Consider the following 16,055-nt stretch of genomic DNA (forward strand, 5'->3'; position numbering starts at 1 on the left):
GTATTCCGTGCGCGGTTCGATGAATTGGAGGGATAAAGAAATGACCTATGAAGCTGGGCAATACGAAGTGATTGTAATTGGAGCGGGCCATGCCGGCTGCGAAGCAGCTCTTGCTTCGGCTCGGATGGGGTGCGAAACGCTTTTGCTTACAATCAACCTGGATATGGTGGCCTTCATGCCATGCAACCCGTCAATAGGGGGACCGGCAAAAGGACATGTCGTCCGCGAAATTGATGCGTTAGGCGGAGAAATGGGCCGCAATATCGATAAAACATTTATCCAAATGCGGATGTTGAATACCGGCAAAGGACCGGCTGTTCACGCGCTGCGCGCGCAGGCGGATAAATTCTCTTACCAGCACACGATGAAGAAGACAATCGAGGAGACGGATCATCTGACGCTTCGCCAGGGCATGGCGGAGGATCTGATTGTCGAAGACGGTAAAATTACGGGTATCGTCACCAAGACAGGCGCTATTTACCGGGCAAAAGCAGTTGTGATTACGACGGGCACATACCTGCGCGGCAAAATTATTATGGGCGAGCTGATGTACGAGAGCGGCCCGAATAACCAACAGCCATCGGTGAAGCTGTCAGCAAGCCTGAAGGAGCTTGGCTTCAAGCTTGCGCGCTTCAAAACAGGTACGCCGCCTCGCGTTCATAAAGACACGATTGATTTTTCGAAAACGGAAATTCAGCCAGGCGATGATAATCCTAAGTTTTTCTCTTACGAAACCAAGTCCTCCGATAATGAACAGCTGCCTTGCTGGCTTACCTACACGTCGGAAGCAACGCATAAAATCATTAACGACAATTTGCACCGTGCCCCTATGTTCTCGGGAGCAATTGAAGGTACAGGTCCGCGATATTGCCCTTCTATAGAAGATAAAATCGTCCGCTTCGCGGATAAGCCCAAGCACCAAATCTTCCTGGAACCGGAAGGCAAACATACGTCGGAGTACTACGTACAAGGTCTTTCGACAAGCATGCCTGAGGATGTGCAACTCGGAATTTTGAGATCTATTCCAGGTTTGGAAAATGTTGAGATGATGCGTAACGGCTATGCCATCGAATATGATGCGGTTGTCCCAACGCAGCTCTGGCCGTCTCTGGAGACGAAGCTGGTTGACGGATTATTCACAGCTGGACAAATCAACGGAACTTCCGGTTATGAAGAAGCAGCGGGTCAAGGGATTATCGCGGGTATCAATGCAGCGCGCAAAGTACAGGGGAATGACCCGGTTATTATCGACCGCTCCCAAGGCTATATCGGCGTTATGATTGATGATCTGGTGACGAAAGGGACAAACGACCCTTACCGTCTTCTGACTTCCCGTGCCGAATATCGCCTGCTGCTTCGTCATGATAATGCGGATCTCCGCCTTACCCCGACAGGCTATGAGATTGGACTTATTTCGGAAGAACGTTATCAAGCCTTCCTTAATAAGAAGGAGCTTGTCGCTCAAGAAATTGAACGGCTTGCGACAGTAAAAATTAAACCGGAGGTTGCTCAGCCGGTATTAGATGCGGCGAATTCGGCTCCTATTGCCTTTACAATGGATGCCCTGTCGTTGCTGCGCCGTCCGGAATTATCATACGCGTTGCTCGAGCAGTTTTCTCCTTCGGAGCTTCCGTTGACGGAAGAAATGAAGGAGCAGGTTGAAATTCAAATCAAGTATGCCGGATATATCGAGAAGCAGCTTCATCAAGTTGAACGCTTGAGCAAGATGGAGAAAAAGAAAATTCCGGATGATATCGTGTACAGCGAAGTGCATGGCTTGGCATCGGAAGCCAAACAAAAACTGGCGGATATCCGTCCGTTGTCGATCGGCCAGGCATCCCGGATTGCAGGCGTTACACCGGCGGACATCTCCATTTTACTTGTTTATTTGGAACACTATAACCGGGTAACGGCAGCGAGAGGACAATGATGACAGAGACGCATGTATGGTTTGAAAAGCTGCTGGGGGAGAACGGTATTCCGTTATCCCCGAAGCAGCTCGAACAATTTGATTCCTATCATCGCTTGCTTGTGGAATGGAATGAGAAAATGAATTTGACGGGCATCACCGAAAGGGATGCCGTATTCGAAAAACATTTTTACGATTCGATCTCGTTGTCGTTCTTCGTTGATATGAAAGAGATTGGCAGCATTGCCGATATCGGGTCCGGAGCGGGGTTCCCAAGCATTCCGCTCAAGATCTGTTTTCCGCATCTGAAAGTAGTTATTGTTGATTCGCTTAATAAGCGGATTCAATTCCTGAATCATTTGGTTCAAGAGCTCGGGCTCGACAATGTAAATTGCGTTCATGGCCGTGCCGAGGATATTGCAAGAATGCCGGAGTATAGAGATGCCTTCGATCTTGTAACGGCAAGAGCGGTAGCGAGGTTGAATGTATTAAATGAATTTTGCCTCCCATTCACTCGCAAGAATGGAACCTTTGCCGCAATGAAGGGTTCACAAAGTGTCGAAGAGGTGAAGGAGGCTGCTGTAAGTCTGCGTGAGCTTAAAGGGAAGGTTCATGCGGAGCATGCCTTTAAATTGCCGTTCGAGCAGTCGGAACGCTATATTGTACTTATCAACAAGACAGACGCTACGCCAAAAAAATATCCGCGTAAAGCAGGCACTCCTCTAAAACAGCCGCTTGTATAGGCACATTTCGAACCTCTGTATGTTTCACGTGAAACATACAGAGGTTTATTTGTATCTATCCGAAATATTACGAAGATCAAGCAGGAAAAAACCAGAGGGAAGTCGAAATAATGTAGTAGAGACGGCAGCCCGTTTTGGCATTGTTATTTTAATGGGGTCTGGCACGTTCGCTAGACTCATAAACGAGGTTGTCTACAAGAAACAATATAGATAAAATGGTAGTAACGGGAATTACACCGTTAATGCATAGCAGCACATCTTGGAAACCAACCGATTTAGCGGTAATGGTTTCTTGGTCGGGTGGTAGAGTAGATAATATGAAAGAATCATTTTCCCGTTTGTTCGGTCTAAGTGATCAGCGGAGCGGTCAAGAAGAGGTTCGGCAGATTCCTATTCAAGATATTGATACGAGTCCATTCCAGCCTCGGACAATCTTCGATGATGACCGTATCGATGAGTTGTGCCAAACGATCAAAACGCATGGCGTTATTCAGCCGATTGTTGTTCGCGCACGAAATGGCAGATACGAGATTATAGCAGGCGAACGTCGCTGGCGCGCGGTTACAAAGCTTGGATACGATACAATTCCGGCTATCATCCGCGAGTTTAACGATTCGCAGACGGCGTCTATCGCACTGATTGAAAATCTGCAACGCGAGAATTTGACGGCAATTGAGGAAGCGGTAGCCTACCAGAAGCTGATTGAGCTTCATGAGCTGACGCAGGAGAGCTTGGCTCAGCGTTTGGGCAAAAGCCAATCTACAATTGCAAACAAGCTGAGACTGTTGGGATTAAATGACACTGTCAAAGAAGCGCTTGCTAGTCGTAAAATATCCGAGAGACATGCGAGAGCGTTGCTTTCTCTTGATACGGAAGAGCTTCAGAACCAAGTGCTGGAAGAGATCATTACGAAGGAACTAAACGTTAAACAGACGGAGAATCGTATTGCTTCTCTGAAGGAAGAACCGAAGTCGAAGCAAACGAAGCGTTTTGCGATGCCGAAGAACACGCGTCTTGCTTTCAACACCATTCGTCAGGCTGTACAGATGGTGTCCAGCACAGGGATGGAAATCAAAGCAGACGAAAAAGATCTTGGCGATTTTTATGAAATTACTATTCATATACCGAAAAATTAGCTTTGCGTAAGTCATCCATGATGAACGTAATAGTACTAATCCGGGCCGTCCTCTCTGAGGACGGCGAAACCGTTTATAGCGATACGTTTCACCGTTAGATCATCAGGGCATTAAAAGTTTGGACACAGAGGTGAACAAGTTTGTCTAAAATCATTGCAATAGCCAATCAAAAGGGCGGTGTTGGTAAAACGACAACGTCTGTTAACTTAGGGGCGTGCCTTGCAACACTCGGTAGACGAGTGCTGCTCGTTGACATTGACCCTCAAGGTAACACGACAAGCGGAATTGGCATCAACAAAGCGGATGTAAATAATTGTATTTACGATGTGCTTATTAACGACGTGCATCCAAAAGATGCAATGTTTGAAACGAAAATTGACGGTCTTAAGATTATTCCAGCGACGATTCAACTCGCCGGTGCCGAGATTGAAATGGTACCAACGATTTCGCGCGAGCTTCGTCTAAAGAAAGCATTGTCCCTTGTTAAGGATCAATTCGATTATATTCTAATCGATTGCCCGCCGTCGCTTGGTTTGCTGACGATTAACTCCTTGACAGCGTCCGACTCGGTTATCATTCCAATTCAATGCGAATATTACGCGCTGGAAGGATTAAGCCAGCTCTTAAATACAGTAAGACTTGTACAGAAGCATTTGAACACTTCTCTTCAAATCGAGGGCGTATTGCTTACTATGTTGGATGCTCGGACAAATCTGGGTATTCAGGTTATCGAAGAAGTGAAAAAGTATTTCCAGCAGAAGGTGTATCAAACCATTATTCCGCGTAATGTTCGTTTGAGCGAAGCGCCATCTCACGGCGAGGCTATTATTACGTACGACCCAAGATCCAAAGGTGCTGAAGTATATCTTGAACTTGCTAAGGAAGTGATTATGTATGAGCAAGCGGCTAGGTAGAGGACTTGATGCGCTTATTCCATCGCTTTCGGTAAGCGAAGACGATAAAGTCATTGAAATTCAGTTAACGCAACTGCGTCCGAATCCATACCAACCTCGCAAAACGTTTGATGACGAGTCCATTAAGGAATTGGCAGAGTCGATCAAGCAGCATGGCGTTATTCAGCCGATCATTGTTCGGACGGTATTAAAAGGCTATGAAATCATTGCGGGGGAGAGACGGTTCCGTGCTTCCCAGCTTTGCGGCAATGCAACCATACCTGCCGTGGTTCGGGCATTTTCCGATCAACAGGTCATGGAAATTGCTTTAATTGAGAACCTGCAACGCGAAGATCTTAATGCAATTGAAACGGCCATGGCGTATCAAGGGTTAATGGATAAGTTCAAGCTGACTCAGGAAGAACTATCGATGAAGGTGGGGAAGTCCCGTTCTCATATTGCCAACTTCCTTCGACTGCTTGCTCTGCCTGCTGAGATCAAGGACAATGTTTCACGTGGAACAATCTCGATGGGACATGCTAGGGCATTGGTAGGGATTAAGGACGCAGTGGTCCAGAAGGATATGGCTAATCGAACCGTTAGCTTGGGCTGGAGCGTACGCGACCTGGAAGAAGCGATTCAGAAGCTGGAAGTGAAGGAAACGGCAGAAGCGGTAAAAGCAAAAGCGAAGTCGAAGAAACGGGATCCGTATATCGAGAGCTTGGAAGAGTCGTTAAGAGACCGATTCAAAACAACGGTTAAAATTAAACAACAGAAGGAAAAAGGGAAAATCGAGCTGCAATACTACAATAAGCAGGATCTCGAGCGTCTGCTCGAGCTGCTTCAAAATATGGCGTAATTTAGACAAATTGCTAGCATACCAAAGTTGTAATCTTTGTACTGAAAGATTAAACTAAGGTATGCTATTCTTATGTTCTGTTAGGGTATTTAAGAGAGAGTTTTGATAGTTAAGAAAGAGAGAGGAGGTTGGAACAAGGTGGAAAGAATCATCTATTTGGATCATGCTGCAACATCGTGGCCGAAGCCGCCGGCAGTTCTGGAGGCGATGCAACATGCCATGCTGCATGAAGCAGCAAATCCGGGACGAGGCAGCCATCGGATGGCGGTTAAGGCAAGCCGGGTCTTGTTTGAAACGAGGAAGCAATTAGCGAAGCTGTTTCGGATTAAAAATCCGAATGATATAGCATTTGCCGCCAATACGACAGCTGCATTAAACATGGCGATAAAAGGCTGGGTAAAAAGCGGGGATCATGTAATTGCCACTTCAGTGGAACACAATTCGGTTAGAAGACCGCTTGAGTATTTGAAGCATGCTCTAGGTATTCAGATTACGTATGTAGAAGCAGACGAGGCTGGACGGATACAGGTGGAGCAAATTGCTTCGGCAGTAACCGCTCAGACTTCTTTGATTATCGTTAACCATAGCTCCAATCTGCTTGGCACAATTGCGCCGGTTGCCCAGATTGGCGAATTGGCTAGAAGCAAAGGCATAAAACTTCTTGTTGACGCAGCTCAAAGCGCCGGAATTCTTGAGATTGATGTTGAGGCAATGGGGATTGATATGCTGGCCTTCCCTGGTCACAAAGGGTTGCTTGGTCCACAAGGCACAGGAGGCCTGTACATTCATCCTGGCGTTGATCTCGTTCCTCAACTCCACGGAGGGACTGGAAGCCAATCTGAGGCCCCTGAGCAGCCTAATGTGCGTCCTGACAGATATGAGGCGGGAACGCAAAATACACCCGGCCTGGCAGGGCTCAAAGCGGGTGTCGAATATGTTCTGCATGAGACGGTTCATAACATCCATACTAAGGAATGGGCATTAACCCAGCGGATTATGGATGGGCTTTTATCGGTGGACGGGATTAAGATTCTTGGTCCGAAGCTTGGCGAGCAAAGAACGGGGATTGTCGCATTCGTTGCGGACGGAATCGATCCGTCTGAAATGTCCTTTATACTGGACCAGCATTATCAAATTGCGGTTAGAGCGGGCTTTCATTGCACACCGATGGCCCATGCCTGTGCAGGGACGACCGCGACAGGCGCAGTACGAGCAAGCGTAGGTTGTTTTACAACAGAGCAAGAAGCGGATGCCCTTGTCGCAGCAGTGAAAGAAATACGGAAGCAATATTCTTAGCATAATTTTCTGGGGGCGGAAGTTCGAAATGGATGAGTGGACAAATAACCCGATGAATGGGGTTACGGTTGTACTGGCATTGTTGGTCATCGTGTTATTGATTAGAATTTCAATTGTTGGCAGAAGACTGAAAAAGCTTAGAAAGCAATATGTGGAGGTCATGGGCAACACGGGCGTAACGAATCTGGAAGAGGTCATTATCGATCTGAAGCAGTCTATTACCGCACAAGAGCTTCAAAGCGAAAAGATCTTAAAGCAAATAGAGCAAATGAAGGAAGTGCAGCAGCAGGAAAAAGGCCGCGTTGGAGTACTGCGCTACAATGCATTCGCCGACCAGGGCAGTGATCTCAGCTTTTCGATAGCAGTTGTGAATGCGGCGCAGGATGGGGTAGTGATCTCTGGGCTGCACAGCCGGGAGAATACTTATGTGTACGCCAAGCCGGTAAGCAAAGGCGAATCGAACTATACGCTTACGCCGGAAGAGCGCAAAGCCATAGCTGAAGCGAAGTGATTAATTGGTGCCCGGATGTTCCAAAGCAGCAGCCTGTTCCCTGGAACGGGCAGAAACATGGATGCTGTTCATGATGGAGGAGAATACGCTGGAAGCGATAATGTCTGCCATTTTCATAACCAGATGTAAACGCGTGTTCTGCAGGACAAAATATTCCATAAATCCGCCGACATTAACGATGCCTGTAATATGGATATCGCCAACGGGAGGCAGCTCCTTGTTTACTCCGGCGCCAGGTCTTACCGGGCCAGTTCCTACTTGAATCGAGCCAATGCTGGATACTTGCCCAAGGCAGGCATCAATGCCGATAACAAACGGTTTTTGGTAAGTGCGATTGATCAGATGAAGTGTCTCTTCGAGGTTCATGGCATGTACAGGCTCTTCTAAAGTGCCGTAAAGAGAGAAGTAGGGGCTCTGATATTTGGAAAGGGTCGTGCCGATCAGTGGACCAAGGGAATCGCCTGTTGAACGGTCAGTTCCAACGCATACGATTACGATAGGACGCCCGGCGGACATCTCATCAATCATCAGGGAAAGCCGGTTGACGATCTGGCCAACAGCATTCGCTTCCGTGTATGGAACCTTTAACGGTACATCCTTTAGAAATGATAGTTTCATAGAATCCCCTCCGTAAATGCCAATATGATACTAGTATATGGATGGGACAACCATTTTATACGTCGCGAAGCCAATAGTTTCGTTCTATGAGGTGAGGGAGAGGAGAATTCGCGATGTTGATCGCCTTTGATTCGACGCAGCAGGCGCTGCGCGCCGAGATGCTGCTGGAATACGCGGAGGTTGAAATCGATATATGTCCGACTCCGAAGGAGATTACGGCAGGCTGCGCGTTATCGATTCATTTTCCGGGGGAAGAGCTGGAAACAGTCAAGCATGTGATCGAAACGGAAAACGTAGAAATAAGAGGGGTTTTTAAACCGGTTCAGGACGGGTATGAACAAGTGGACCTCTAGGTATGGCAAGGATGGTGCGGTGGAATGGATATTCAAGCCTACTATAAAGACATTGCAGCATGGATAACAAGCGAGACAACATGGGAAGGTTTTGGACGATCGGTCTTGCGCATAGCGCTTATTATTATCATAGGACAGGTCATCGTCTGGATTGCGAACAAAACGATTGACCGGGTTGTACTAAACCGCTCGGAAAGCCGAATGGTTCTTCAAACCAGAAGAATGACAACCGTAGGCAAGCTGGTCAAAAACATAATCTCCTACGCGGGATATTTCATTATCGGCATGCTTGTGCTGGACGAATTCGGCGTACAGCTTGCGCCGCTGCTGGCTGGAGCCGGCGTCATTGGACTGGCTATCGGCTTTGGCGCACAAAGTCTTGTCAAAGATATTATCACGGGTTTCTTTATTATATTCGAGGATCAATTTGCGGTTGGCGACGTTATTCAGACGGGCAACTTCAAAGGAACCGTTGAAGTAATCGGACTCCGGGCGACCCGGATTCTTAGCTGGACGGGAGAAGTTCATATTATACCGAACGGCATGATCAACGAGGTTACGAATTTCTCGATGCATAATTCCATTGCGTTTATTGATGTATCGATCGGATACGAGGAGGATGCGGAAAAGGCGATCGCCCTTATCCGCCGGGAACTCGAGCGGTTTGAGAACGAAAATCTCGTTAAGCCTCCCGAGGTGCTTGGCATACAGACCATGCTTTCCACCGAGGTCAAGGTGCGCGTAACGGCAGAATGTCTTCCTAATACGCAATCCATCGTAGCAAGGTCATTAAATGCTTATATCAAGAAAGTGCTGGACGGTCACGGAATTGACATTCCGTATCCGCGAATGGTAACGTATCATCGCAATGAAAGGGGCGGCGATCCGAATGGAGCGTAAACAATTCGAGCTGAACGATATCGTTCAAATGAAGAAGCAGCATCCCTGCGGATCCAATGAAATGGAAATTATCCGCATGGGGATGGATATCCGTATCAAATGCGTAGGCTGCAAGCATAGCGTTCTGATTCCTAGAGCAAAGTTCGAGAAGAATATGAAGAAAGTACTGCGTTCCGCCGCGGATTCCGGGCAAAACGAATAGGCTTAATATTTTTTTAAAAAACAGTTGCATTAGGACAGGGCCTGTGATAATATAGTTTTTGCTTGACACAAACGGAGAGGTACCCAAGAGGCCCAAGGGGGCTGACTCGAAATCAGCTAGGCGTGTCAAAGCGTGCGTGGGTTCGAATCCCACCCTCTCCGCCATATTCTGTCCATAACGCTTAGGCGGTTACATAAAGAACAAAGCTCCTACGAGATTGCGTAGGAGCTTTTTTTATCTTCAGATAAAGCAGGTGAGTGGAATGAGTCAGTATGACATTACGATTATCGGAGCAGGAGTCAGCGGCATATTCGCCGCCCACGAACTGGCTTCAAGCGGACTGAAGGTTCTAATGCTGGATAAAGGCAAGAAGCTTGGCGAACGGAGCGACAGTTATATCGGTTTTGGCGGACTTGGCTTGTCGGAGGGCAAATATAATTACACAAATGATTTTGGCGGAGAGTTGGAACGGAAGACCGGTTACGACGCTGCGCTGCGGCTGATGGATGACGTGGATACGATCCTATGCAAGTACGGGGGAGGTGCAGCGGAGCTGTACAGCACCTATGATCCCGAATTGGCTGAACGGGCACGGGAGGCTGGTTTTGGCGTGCTGACGACGAAAACCCGGCATCTGGGAACGAAATTGTCAAAGGCCGTTCTGGAATGCCTGTATGATTACTTGGATTCCCATATCACGATGAGATTTGAGGCAGAGCCCGTCAGGATCCTTCGGAAGGAAGACAAACGGTTCACAATTGAGTTGGAGGATGGAAGCGTTATTGATTCCGGGCAAGTTATTGTAGCTACCGGCAGAAGCGGGAATGAGTGGTTTAACGGTCAATGCGAGAGCCTTGGAATCGGCAGAGGAGAAGCAAGGGTTGATCTTGGGCTTCGGATCGAAATGAAGGGCGACCAGTTGGCTTCGATCCTGCAGCGATCCTTCGAGACCAAGCTTAGCTTCGAGGGCGAAGACTTCACGGCTACGACTTATTGCATGAATCCGCAGGGCAGGGTGGTGCTCAAGCTTCAGGAAGGACTGGCGATGCCGGACGGGCAAAACTTCCGCGAGAAGGGAGAAAACAGCTCCAATCTGAACTTCACGCTATTTGTGCCACACCGGTTTGCGACGCTTGAAGAAGCGGATACATATTTCAAACGGATTGTCGGCGCAATTAACAGAGGGAGAGACCGGATTGCTGCTCAAAGGCTTGGTTCGCTCCGGAGAGGAGCGGAGTACCACTGCTCTGACGGCCAAGCTTCCGATAGGAGCGTTAAGCCTACGCTGGAGGCGGAATTTACGGAACTGAGGGAAGAGGTGCCGGAACGGTATATAGAGGCTACACTGGCGTTTTTGGACGCTTTGGAGAAGCTGTTAGGGGTACCGATTGACGAGGATACCATTCTGTACGCCATTGACGGAAAGCTGTATTCGCCGGCAATCGAGACAAACGAGAGGTTCGAGACGATTATTCGAGGGTTCTACGTTATCGGGGACTGTTCCGGGACTACGCATTCCTTATCTCAGGCAGCGGCAAGCGGAATTTATGTCGGACGGTTGCTGGCCGGTCAATGCTCTTTGGAGAGCTTGTAATTATTAGAATGAAAAAAGGGACTCTTGCGAGTCCCTTTTTCGACGGTGTTGTAAGTTTCGATGAATTCCCAACTTCATACAACGGAAAACCAGGTGCAATCTTCACAGATCGGTACACAATTCCATTAGGTATCGCTTTTCCGATCGCGATTGCTCGTGTGTTACAGAAAAGTTTCTTTAGCACAACGCCTCGCTTCTTAAGTGATGAGCAGTAAAATTCTCTAGTAGTCCTTGCCCCTATACAGGTCCAATGGAACCACACCTCTCTTCACCGTCGATAATTATGATGTCCGTGCAGCAAAGAACTTATGCATGGTGATTTAAAATTAATTGTGGCCCATTCGTTTCCATCTGCGCTCATGATTAGAGGTCTCCGGAAACTTTTCTCCGCGTTTGAGTCGTACCTTCTGCGGATTGGTGATACCCATATGGAAAGAATTATCGCCGGTTTCGATATAGACGCCATCATTTGGAGCGCTGTCGCCAGGGGAAAACAATGTCCATTCGCCCATACTTGCTCACCTCCTTGTCGGAGTAGTATTTACCGGAGAAGGGGCGGACATGAAAGGCAGAAATCGGGAGCTGCGGATGACTTGTCAATGAGTAGGCGATTTGCTATACTGTGTAGATGCGAGTAATAATCTCGCTCCTTGCCCTTTCGGGGGCCGCTTAGTCCAAAAGGAGGTGAAACACAATGCGCAAATATGAAGTGATGTACATCATTCGTCCGGACGTTGAGCAAGAAAACGTTCAAGCCATCGTCGACAAATTCAATGGCATCATTAACAATGGCGGGGAAGTCACGAAGCAAGATGTGATCGGTAAACGCCGTCTTGCGTATGAGATCAATAAGATTCGTGATGGTTACTACGTTCTGGTTCATTTCAACGCGAACAACGAAGTTGTTAATGAGCTTGACCGCATCATGAAAATTACGGATGAAGTTATCCGTTTCTTGATCGTCAGAGACGTTGCTTAATCCACGCTAGATGTTCGATTGGGAGGTCCAGAGGCGATGTTGAATCGTGTAATACTGATTGGCAGATTAACAAGAGACCCCGAATTGCGTTATACGCCTGCGGGTGTAGCAGTTACGCAATTTACGATAGCAGTAGACCGGCCGTTTACGAGCGGTCAGGGCGAGCGCGAAGCGGATTTTATTCCGGTCGTAACTTGGCGGCAGTTGGCTGAGACATGCGCTAACTACTTGCGTAAAGGTCGCTTAACCGCGGTAGAAGGACGCATTCAGGTGCGTAACTACGAGAACAACGAAGGTAAACGCGTCTATGTGACGGAAGTGATTGCCGATAACGTTCGCTTCTTGGAATCTAACCGTGAAGGCGGAGCTTCGCAAGAAAGTGGCGGTTATGCCGGAGGCAACAACAGCGGCGGAGGATCTTTTGGCGGCGGCGGCGGTAACGCTCCTTATGGCGGCGGTAACGGCGGCGGCGGAAGCCGGCCTAGTACTCCACGCAACAACAACAGCCGTGATCCGTTCTCGGATGACGGTCGACCGATCGATATATCAGAAGATGACTTGCCATTTTAATTGAAAGGATGGGTTCGAATGAGCTTCAAGCAAAGAGAAGGCGGAGACGGAGAGCGTCCAGAACGCAAATTCGGCGGCCGCAAAGGCGGACGCAACAAACGCCGTAAAGTATGTTTCTTCACTGTGAACAAAATCACTCACATTGACTATAAAGATACTGATCTGCTCAAAAAGTTCATCAGCGAGCGCGGCAAAATCTTGCCACGTCGTGTAACTGGAACTAGCGCGAAATACCAACGTCTGCTGACTGTTGCTATCAAGCGTGCTCGTACTGTAGCATTGCTGCCGTACACTACGGAGTAGTTCTTTAGGAAGGAAGCCTATTGGGAAACCAATGGGCTTTTTTTCTTTTATTTTATAAAATAGGAATTGATCATTTGGCGGAAGAGGAATACAATAAGATGTAGTGCGAGCATATAAGTCGGCGATGATGTTGGGTCTTCATTGTGAATAATTTCACTTTAATTGTTAGTTGTGGAATAACGGCTTATGCAAGTCAATCATTTGATCGATTACAGATGGAAAGAGGGATGCATTCGTATGTCTGAAACCGTAACGAAATTACCTGAAGAATCCGGTTCTGTGCGTGAACTGGACGTGCTTGAGCAACTGTTGAAGCCGGAAATTCAGCAATCGCTGACTCAATTGGTGGAAAACCTGCCTAAACTGGCAGAACTGGTGACTCTGCTCACTAAAGCTTACGATGTAGCTACTACTGTAGCGAACGACAAAGTTCTTGTGAACGATATGGTTCACGGTTTTGGCGAATTCGTTAAACCAATCGTAGACACGACTAAAGGCATCGCTAACGCAGCTGTTGAAGCTGGCGACCGCGCGCAAGCCGACAACTCTACAATTGGTCTCTTTGGCATTCTGAAAATGCTAAAGGATCCGCAAGTACAAGCAACGCTTCGTTTCGCCCAATCGTTCCTGAACGTATTGGCTGAGCGTAAAAACGGTTAATCATACAAGAGCGGAGGGTAAACATGGCTAAGCAAATTTTAATTCTTGGCGGCGGTTACGGCGGTCTTCTTAGCGCACTGACAGCTCGCAAATACATTTCGGCTGAAGAAGCGGAAATTACATTGATCAACAAAACTCCTTACCACCAAATCATTACCGAGCTTCACCGTCTGGCTGTTAGCGGCGTAAACGAAGGAAACGTAGCTCTTCCTTTGGATAAACTGCTGAAAGGCAAATCGATCAACCTGGTTATCGACACTGTAGATAACATTGATCCTGAGAAAAGACAAGTGAAGCTGGCTGGCAACGGCACAGTTCGATACGATCAGCTGGTTGTCGCTCTTGGCGGCGAAACGGCATTCTTCGGCATTCCTGGCCTGGAAGAAAACAGCCTGACGCTGAAATCGGTTGAAGAAGCGAAAGCCGTTAGCGCGCATATCCAAAACCGCATTGCAGCTTACGCGCAATCGAAAAACAAAGCGGACGCAACAATCGTTGTTGGCGGCGGCGGCCTGACTGGTATCGAGCTGATCGGCGAAATCGTTGACATGCTTCCGAAATGGTGTGAACAGTATGGCGTTGACAAGAGCGAAATCTCCCTGTACAACATCGAAGCTGGTCCAACTATTCTGATGGGCTTCCCGGCCGATCTTCTTGAGCGCGCGAAATCCAGCCTGACTAACCGTGGCGTAAACCTGATCATGGGTGTAGCGGTTACGGAAGTTCAAGGCAACAAAGTTATGCTCAAAGACGGCAGTTCCATCGAAACGAATACGTTCGTATGGACAGGCGGTGTTACAGGCAACCCTGTAGTCGCTAACTGCGGTATCGAAGTAAACCGCGGCCGTGCTTCGGTAACGGAATTCCTGCAATCGACATCCCACTCGGATATCTTCCTGGCTGGCGACAACGCGTTCGTTATGGGTCCAGAAGGCCGTCCATACCCGCCAAGCGCGCAAATCGCATGGCAAATGGGCGAGTGCATCGGTTACAACCTGTTCGCGCAGTTGAAAGGCATTCCGATGAAATCGTTCGAATTCGTTAACTCCGGCGTACTTGCTAGCCTTGGCCGCAAAGATGCAATCGGTACGATTGGCGCTAGCCAGCTGAAGCTGAAAGGCACAGCAGCTACGCTGATGAAAGAGGCAAGTAACGTTCGTTACCTGACTCACGTTAACGGTCTGTTCTCGTTCTTGAAATAATTTTATTGAAAAGCGAAACCGTTCCTTGGTTCGCGCGTAGTAATAATAAAATAAGCATGAACTTGGAGGAGCCTGCCACAGCGGGCTCCTTCTGTCTATTTCAAGGAGTCTGCATAGAAGCAGGCTCCTTTTGTTATGCTGAAAAGAAGGAGGAAGGAGCGAAAATGGAATTTATTCTATATTTGGCCATTATTATCGTATCCACCAAACTGGCTGGTGCTTTATCAGTTAAACTGGGACAACCGGCCGTGCTGGGAAAGCTGGTGGCGGGCATCATTATCGGTCCGGCGGTGCTTGGCTGGGTGAAGCCGGATGATTTTATCGGCCATTTCTCGGAGATTGGCGTACTGCTGCTGATGTTCATAGCCGGGCTTGAGACGGATTTGGAGCAGCTGCGAAGAAATTGGCAGCCATCCTTCGCCGTAGCGATTGGAGGCATTATTCTGCCGTTTCTCGGAGGGTACGGGATTGCGGCAGCGTTCGAATTATCGAACAACGAGGCGTTGTTTCTGGGGCTTCTGCTCTGCGCAACCTCGGTGAGCATATCGGTGCAGACGCTAAAGGAACTGGATAAGATGCAGTCGAGGGAAGGAACAACCATTCTGGGCGCCGCAGTGGTAGACGATGTGCTTGTTGTCATTCTGCTCGCGGTCATGATGGGCTTCTTGGTACCGGCTAGTGATGTATCGTTGGGACTATTGATCGGCAAGAAGTTATTATTCTTTGTTGTTATCGGTCTAGCGGGCTGGCTGCTTGTACCGCGCTTTTTAAAATGGCTTGCACCGCTCAAAGTAACGGAGACGGTCATGAGCGCCGGTCTGATCATATGCTTCGCCTTCTCCTACTTCGCGGATGAGATGGGCATAGCCGGCATTATCGGGGCTTTTGCCGCCGGCATTGCCGTATCGCAGACGCCTTTCAGGCATGAAGTGGAGTCCAAGGTGGAGCCGATTGCGTACACATTATTCGTGCCGGTCTTCTTCGTAAGCATCGGACTGCATATAACCTTTGACGGGGTAGGGGAGCAGCTGCTCTTTATATTGCTTGTAACGCTTGTTGCGGCGGTTACGAAGCTGCTTGGTGGCGGTCTCGGCGCCCGGCTGACGGGCTTTAACAACCGGTCTTCCATAGCGATTGGAGCGGGGATGGTGTCGCGGGGCGAGGTGGCTTTAATTATAGCCGCATCGGGGCTGGAGTCCGGATTATTGCCGGAAAAATACTTTACGTCGGTTATCCTGGTTGTTATTCTGACGACGCTTATTACTCCGCCGCTCCTCAAGCAGGTGTTCAAAGAGAGACAGACGGCATAACAGAGAAAAGGAAAGGG

At 48.4% G+C, this 16,055-nt stretch carries 19 protein-coding genes and 1 tRNA gene; 18 read left to right on the forward strand and 2 right to left on the reverse strand.

What is annotated here, in order from left to right; genetic code table 11:
• Positions 1 to 40 precede the first annotated feature (40 nt).
• The 7 genes from mnmG to EV294_RS14900 all read left to right on the forward strand — a co-directional run bounded on the left by mnmG (position 41) and on the right by EV294_RS14900 (position 7,347).
• Positions 41 to 1,930: a tRNA uridine-5-carboxymethylaminomethyl(34) synthesis enzyme MnmG gene (gene mnmG / locus EV294_RS14870; RefSeq protein ID WP_132308073.1), complete on the forward strand. Its 1,890-nt coding sequence runs from the start codon at positions 41 to 43 to the stop codon at positions 1,928 to 1,930.
• Positions 1,930 to 2,652 (forward strand): 16S rRNA (guanine(527)-N(7))-methyltransferase RsmG, encoded by a 723-nt coding sequence (gene rsmG, locus EV294_RS14875; protein WP_132308075.1) that lies wholly within the window; start codon positions 1,930 to 1,932, stop codon positions 2,650 to 2,652. The genes mnmG and rsmG overlap by 1 nt, the downstream gene beginning before the upstream one ends.
• A 317-nt stretch (positions 2,653 to 2,969) precedes the next feature.
• Complete coding sequence (noc, locus tag EV294_RS14880) at positions 2,970 to 3,788, forward strand: nucleoid occlusion protein (protein ID WP_132308077.1); 819 nt, start codon at positions 2,970 to 2,972, stop codon at positions 3,786 to 3,788.
• A gap of 140 nt (positions 3,789 to 3,928) precedes the next feature.
• Positions 3,929 to 4,702 (forward strand): ParA family protein, encoded by a 774-nt coding sequence (locus tag EV294_RS14885; protein ID WP_132308079.1) that lies wholly within the window; start codon positions 3,929 to 3,931, stop codon positions 4,700 to 4,702.
• Complete coding sequence (locus EV294_RS14890) at positions 4,683 to 5,540, forward strand: ParB/RepB/Spo0J family partition protein (RefSeq protein WP_132308081.1); 858 nt, start codon at positions 4,683 to 4,685, stop codon at positions 5,538 to 5,540. Before EV294_RS14885 ends, EV294_RS14890 begins: the two co-directional genes overlap by 20 nt.
• Before the next feature lie 138 nt (positions 5,541 to 5,678).
• A complete protein-coding gene (locus tag EV294_RS14895; RefSeq protein WP_132308083.1) occupies positions 5,679 to 6,836 on the forward strand; it encodes an aminotransferase class V-fold PLP-dependent enzyme in 1,158 nt (385 codons plus the stop codon).
• Between the two features lie 28 nt (positions 6,837 to 6,864).
• Positions 6,865 to 7,347 carry a DUF4446 family protein gene (locus EV294_RS14900; RefSeq protein ID WP_132308085.1) on the forward strand — a complete coding sequence of 161 codons (483 nt, stop codon included), beginning with the start codon at positions 6,865 to 6,867 and terminating at the stop codon, positions 7,345 to 7,347.
• Here the strand turns inward: EV294_RS14900 and yyaC are convergent, their stop codons facing one another.
• Positions 7,348 to 7,965, reverse strand: a complete 618-nt coding sequence (yyaC, locus tag EV294_RS14905; protein WP_132308087.1) for a spore protease YyaC — start codon at positions 7,963 to 7,965, stop codon at positions 7,348 to 7,350. It abuts the gene before it with no gap.
• Between the two features lie 113 nt (positions 7,966 to 8,078).
• Here yyaC and EV294_RS14910 point away from each other — a divergent pair, with 113 nt between their 5' ends.
• The 5 genes from EV294_RS14910 (at position 8,079) to EV294_RS14930 (ending at position 11,014) form a co-directional block, all read left to right on the forward strand.
• Positions 8,079 to 8,318 (forward strand): putative Se/S carrier protein, encoded by a 240-nt coding sequence (locus EV294_RS14910; protein WP_132308089.1) that lies wholly within the window; start codon positions 8,079 to 8,081, stop codon positions 8,316 to 8,318.
• Between the two features lie 24 nt (positions 8,319 to 8,342).
• A complete protein-coding gene (locus EV294_RS14915) occupies positions 8,343 to 9,218 on the forward strand; it encodes a mechanosensitive ion channel family protein (protein ID WP_243711673.1) in 876 nt (291 codons plus the stop codon).
• Positions 9,208 to 9,420: a DUF951 domain-containing protein gene (locus tag EV294_RS14920; protein WP_132308091.1), complete on the forward strand. Its 213-nt coding sequence runs from the start codon at positions 9,208 to 9,210 to the stop codon at positions 9,418 to 9,420. Before EV294_RS14915 ends, EV294_RS14920 begins: the two co-directional genes overlap by 11 nt.
• Before the next feature lie 73 nt (positions 9,421 to 9,493).
• Positions 9,494 to 9,584: transfer RNA gene (locus EV294_RS14925), tRNA-Ser, on the forward strand.
• Between the two features lie 98 nt (positions 9,585 to 9,682).
• Positions 9,683 to 11,014 carry an NAD(P)/FAD-dependent oxidoreductase gene (locus EV294_RS14930; RefSeq protein ID WP_132308093.1) on the forward strand — a complete coding sequence of 444 codons (1,332 nt, stop codon included), beginning with the start codon at positions 9,683 to 9,685 and terminating at the stop codon, positions 11,012 to 11,014.
• Positions 11,015 to 11,340: 326 nt separating this feature from the next.
• On the opposite strand, the gene EV294_RS14935 is transcribed toward EV294_RS14930, so the two are convergent.
• The gene (locus EV294_RS14935; protein ID WP_132308095.1) at positions 11,341 to 11,526 is read right to left on the reverse strand and encodes a YjzC family protein; all 186 of its coding nucleotides are present in this window, start codon (positions 11,524 to 11,526) and stop codon (positions 11,341 to 11,343) included.
• A 182-nt stretch (positions 11,527 to 11,708) separates the two neighbouring features.
• On the opposite strand from EV294_RS14935, the gene rpsF reads away from it, so the two are divergent.
• The 6 genes from rpsF (at position 11,709) to EV294_RS14965 (ending at position 16,038) form a co-directional block, all read left to right on the forward strand.
• Entirely contained in the window at positions 11,709 to 11,993 is a 285-nt protein-coding gene (gene rpsF, locus EV294_RS14940; RefSeq protein WP_132308097.1) for a 30S ribosomal protein S6, read from the forward strand.
• 36 nt (positions 11,994 to 12,029) lie between these two features.
• On the forward strand, positions 12,030 to 12,563 hold the full coding sequence (ssb, locus tag EV294_RS14945; RefSeq protein ID WP_132308099.1) for a single-stranded DNA-binding protein: 534 nt from the start codon (positions 12,030 to 12,032) through the stop codon (positions 12,561 to 12,563).
• A gap of 18 nt (positions 12,564 to 12,581) precedes the next feature.
• Positions 12,582 to 12,866, forward strand: a complete 285-nt coding sequence (rpsR, locus tag EV294_RS14950) for a 30S ribosomal protein S18 (RefSeq protein WP_015847810.1) — start codon at positions 12,582 to 12,584, stop codon at positions 12,864 to 12,866.
• Between the two features lie 237 nt (positions 12,867 to 13,103).
• Positions 13,104 to 13,526 (forward strand): DUF1641 domain-containing protein, encoded by a 423-nt coding sequence (locus EV294_RS14955; RefSeq protein ID WP_116394506.1) that lies wholly within the window; start codon positions 13,104 to 13,106, stop codon positions 13,524 to 13,526.
• Positions 13,527 to 13,549: 23 nt separating this feature from the next.
• Positions 13,550 to 14,728, forward strand: a complete 1,179-nt coding sequence (locus EV294_RS14960; RefSeq protein ID WP_132308101.1) for an NAD(P)/FAD-dependent oxidoreductase — start codon at positions 13,550 to 13,552, stop codon at positions 14,726 to 14,728.
• 164 nt (positions 14,729 to 14,892) lie between these two features.
• Positions 14,893 to 16,038 carry a cation:proton antiporter gene (locus tag EV294_RS14965; protein ID WP_132308102.1) on the forward strand — a complete coding sequence of 382 codons (1,146 nt, stop codon included), beginning with the start codon at positions 14,893 to 14,895 and terminating at the stop codon, positions 16,036 to 16,038.
• Positions 16,039 to 16,055: the final 17 nt, after the last annotated feature.

The organism is Paenibacillus sp. BK033 (assembly GCF_004345425.1).
Lineage (GTDB): Bacteria > Bacillota > Bacilli > Paenibacillales > Paenibacillaceae > Pristimantibacillus.

Excerpts from the sequence above, each read along its gene's own strand:
- mnmG (WP_132308073.1), top strand. The coding sequence starts at position 41 with ATGACCTATGAAGCTGGGCAATACGAAGTGATTGTAATTGGAGCGGGC.
- rsmG (WP_132308075.1), top strand. The coding sequence starts at position 1,930 with ATGACAGAGACGCATGTATGGTTTGAAAAGCTGCTGGGGGAGAACGGT.
- noc (WP_132308077.1), top strand. The coding sequence starts at position 2,970 with ATGAAAGAATCATTTTCCCGTTTGTTCGGTCTAAGTGATCAGCGGAGC.
- EV294_RS14890 (WP_132308081.1), top strand. The coding sequence starts at position 4,683 with ATGAGCAAGCGGCTAGGTAGAGGACTTGATGCGCTTATTCCATCGCTT.
- EV294_RS14900 (WP_132308085.1), top strand. The coding sequence starts at position 6,865 with ATGGATGAGTGGACAAATAACCCGATGAATGGGGTTACGGTTGTACTG.
- yyaC (WP_132308087.1), bottom strand. The coding sequence starts at position 7,965 with ATGAAACTATCATTTCTAAAGGATGTACCGTTAAAGGTTCCATACACG.
- EV294_RS14910 (WP_132308089.1), top strand. The coding sequence starts at position 8,079 with ATGTTGATCGCCTTTGATTCGACGCAGCAGGCGCTGCGCGCCGAGATG.
- EV294_RS14915 (WP_243711673.1), top strand. The coding sequence starts at position 8,343 with ATGGATATTCAAGCCTACTATAAAGACATTGCAGCATGGATAACAAGC.
- EV294_RS14920 (WP_132308091.1), top strand. The coding sequence starts at position 9,208 with ATGGAGCGTAAACAATTCGAGCTGAACGATATCGTTCAAATGAAGAAG.
- EV294_RS14930 (WP_132308093.1), top strand. The coding sequence starts at position 9,683 with ATGAGTCAGTATGACATTACGATTATCGGAGCAGGAGTCAGCGGCATA.
- EV294_RS14935 (WP_132308095.1), bottom strand. The coding sequence starts at position 11,526 with ATGGGCGAATGGACATTGTTTTCCCCTGGCGACAGCGCTCCAAATGAT.
- rpsF (WP_132308097.1), top strand. The coding sequence starts at position 11,709 with ATGCGCAAATATGAAGTGATGTACATCATTCGTCCGGACGTTGAGCAA.
- ssb (WP_132308099.1), top strand. The coding sequence starts at position 12,030 with ATGTTGAATCGTGTAATACTGATTGGCAGATTAACAAGAGACCCCGAA.
- rpsR (WP_015847810.1), top strand. The coding sequence starts at position 12,582 with ATGAGCTTCAAGCAAAGAGAAGGCGGAGACGGAGAGCGTCCAGAACGC.
- EV294_RS14955 (WP_116394506.1), top strand. The coding sequence starts at position 13,104 with ATGTCTGAAACCGTAACGAAATTACCTGAAGAATCCGGTTCTGTGCGT.
- EV294_RS14960 (WP_132308101.1), top strand. The coding sequence starts at position 13,550 with ATGGCTAAGCAAATTTTAATTCTTGGCGGCGGTTACGGCGGTCTTCTT.
- EV294_RS14965 (WP_132308102.1), top strand. The coding sequence starts at position 14,893 with ATGGAATTTATTCTATATTTGGCCATTATTATCGTATCCACCAAACTG.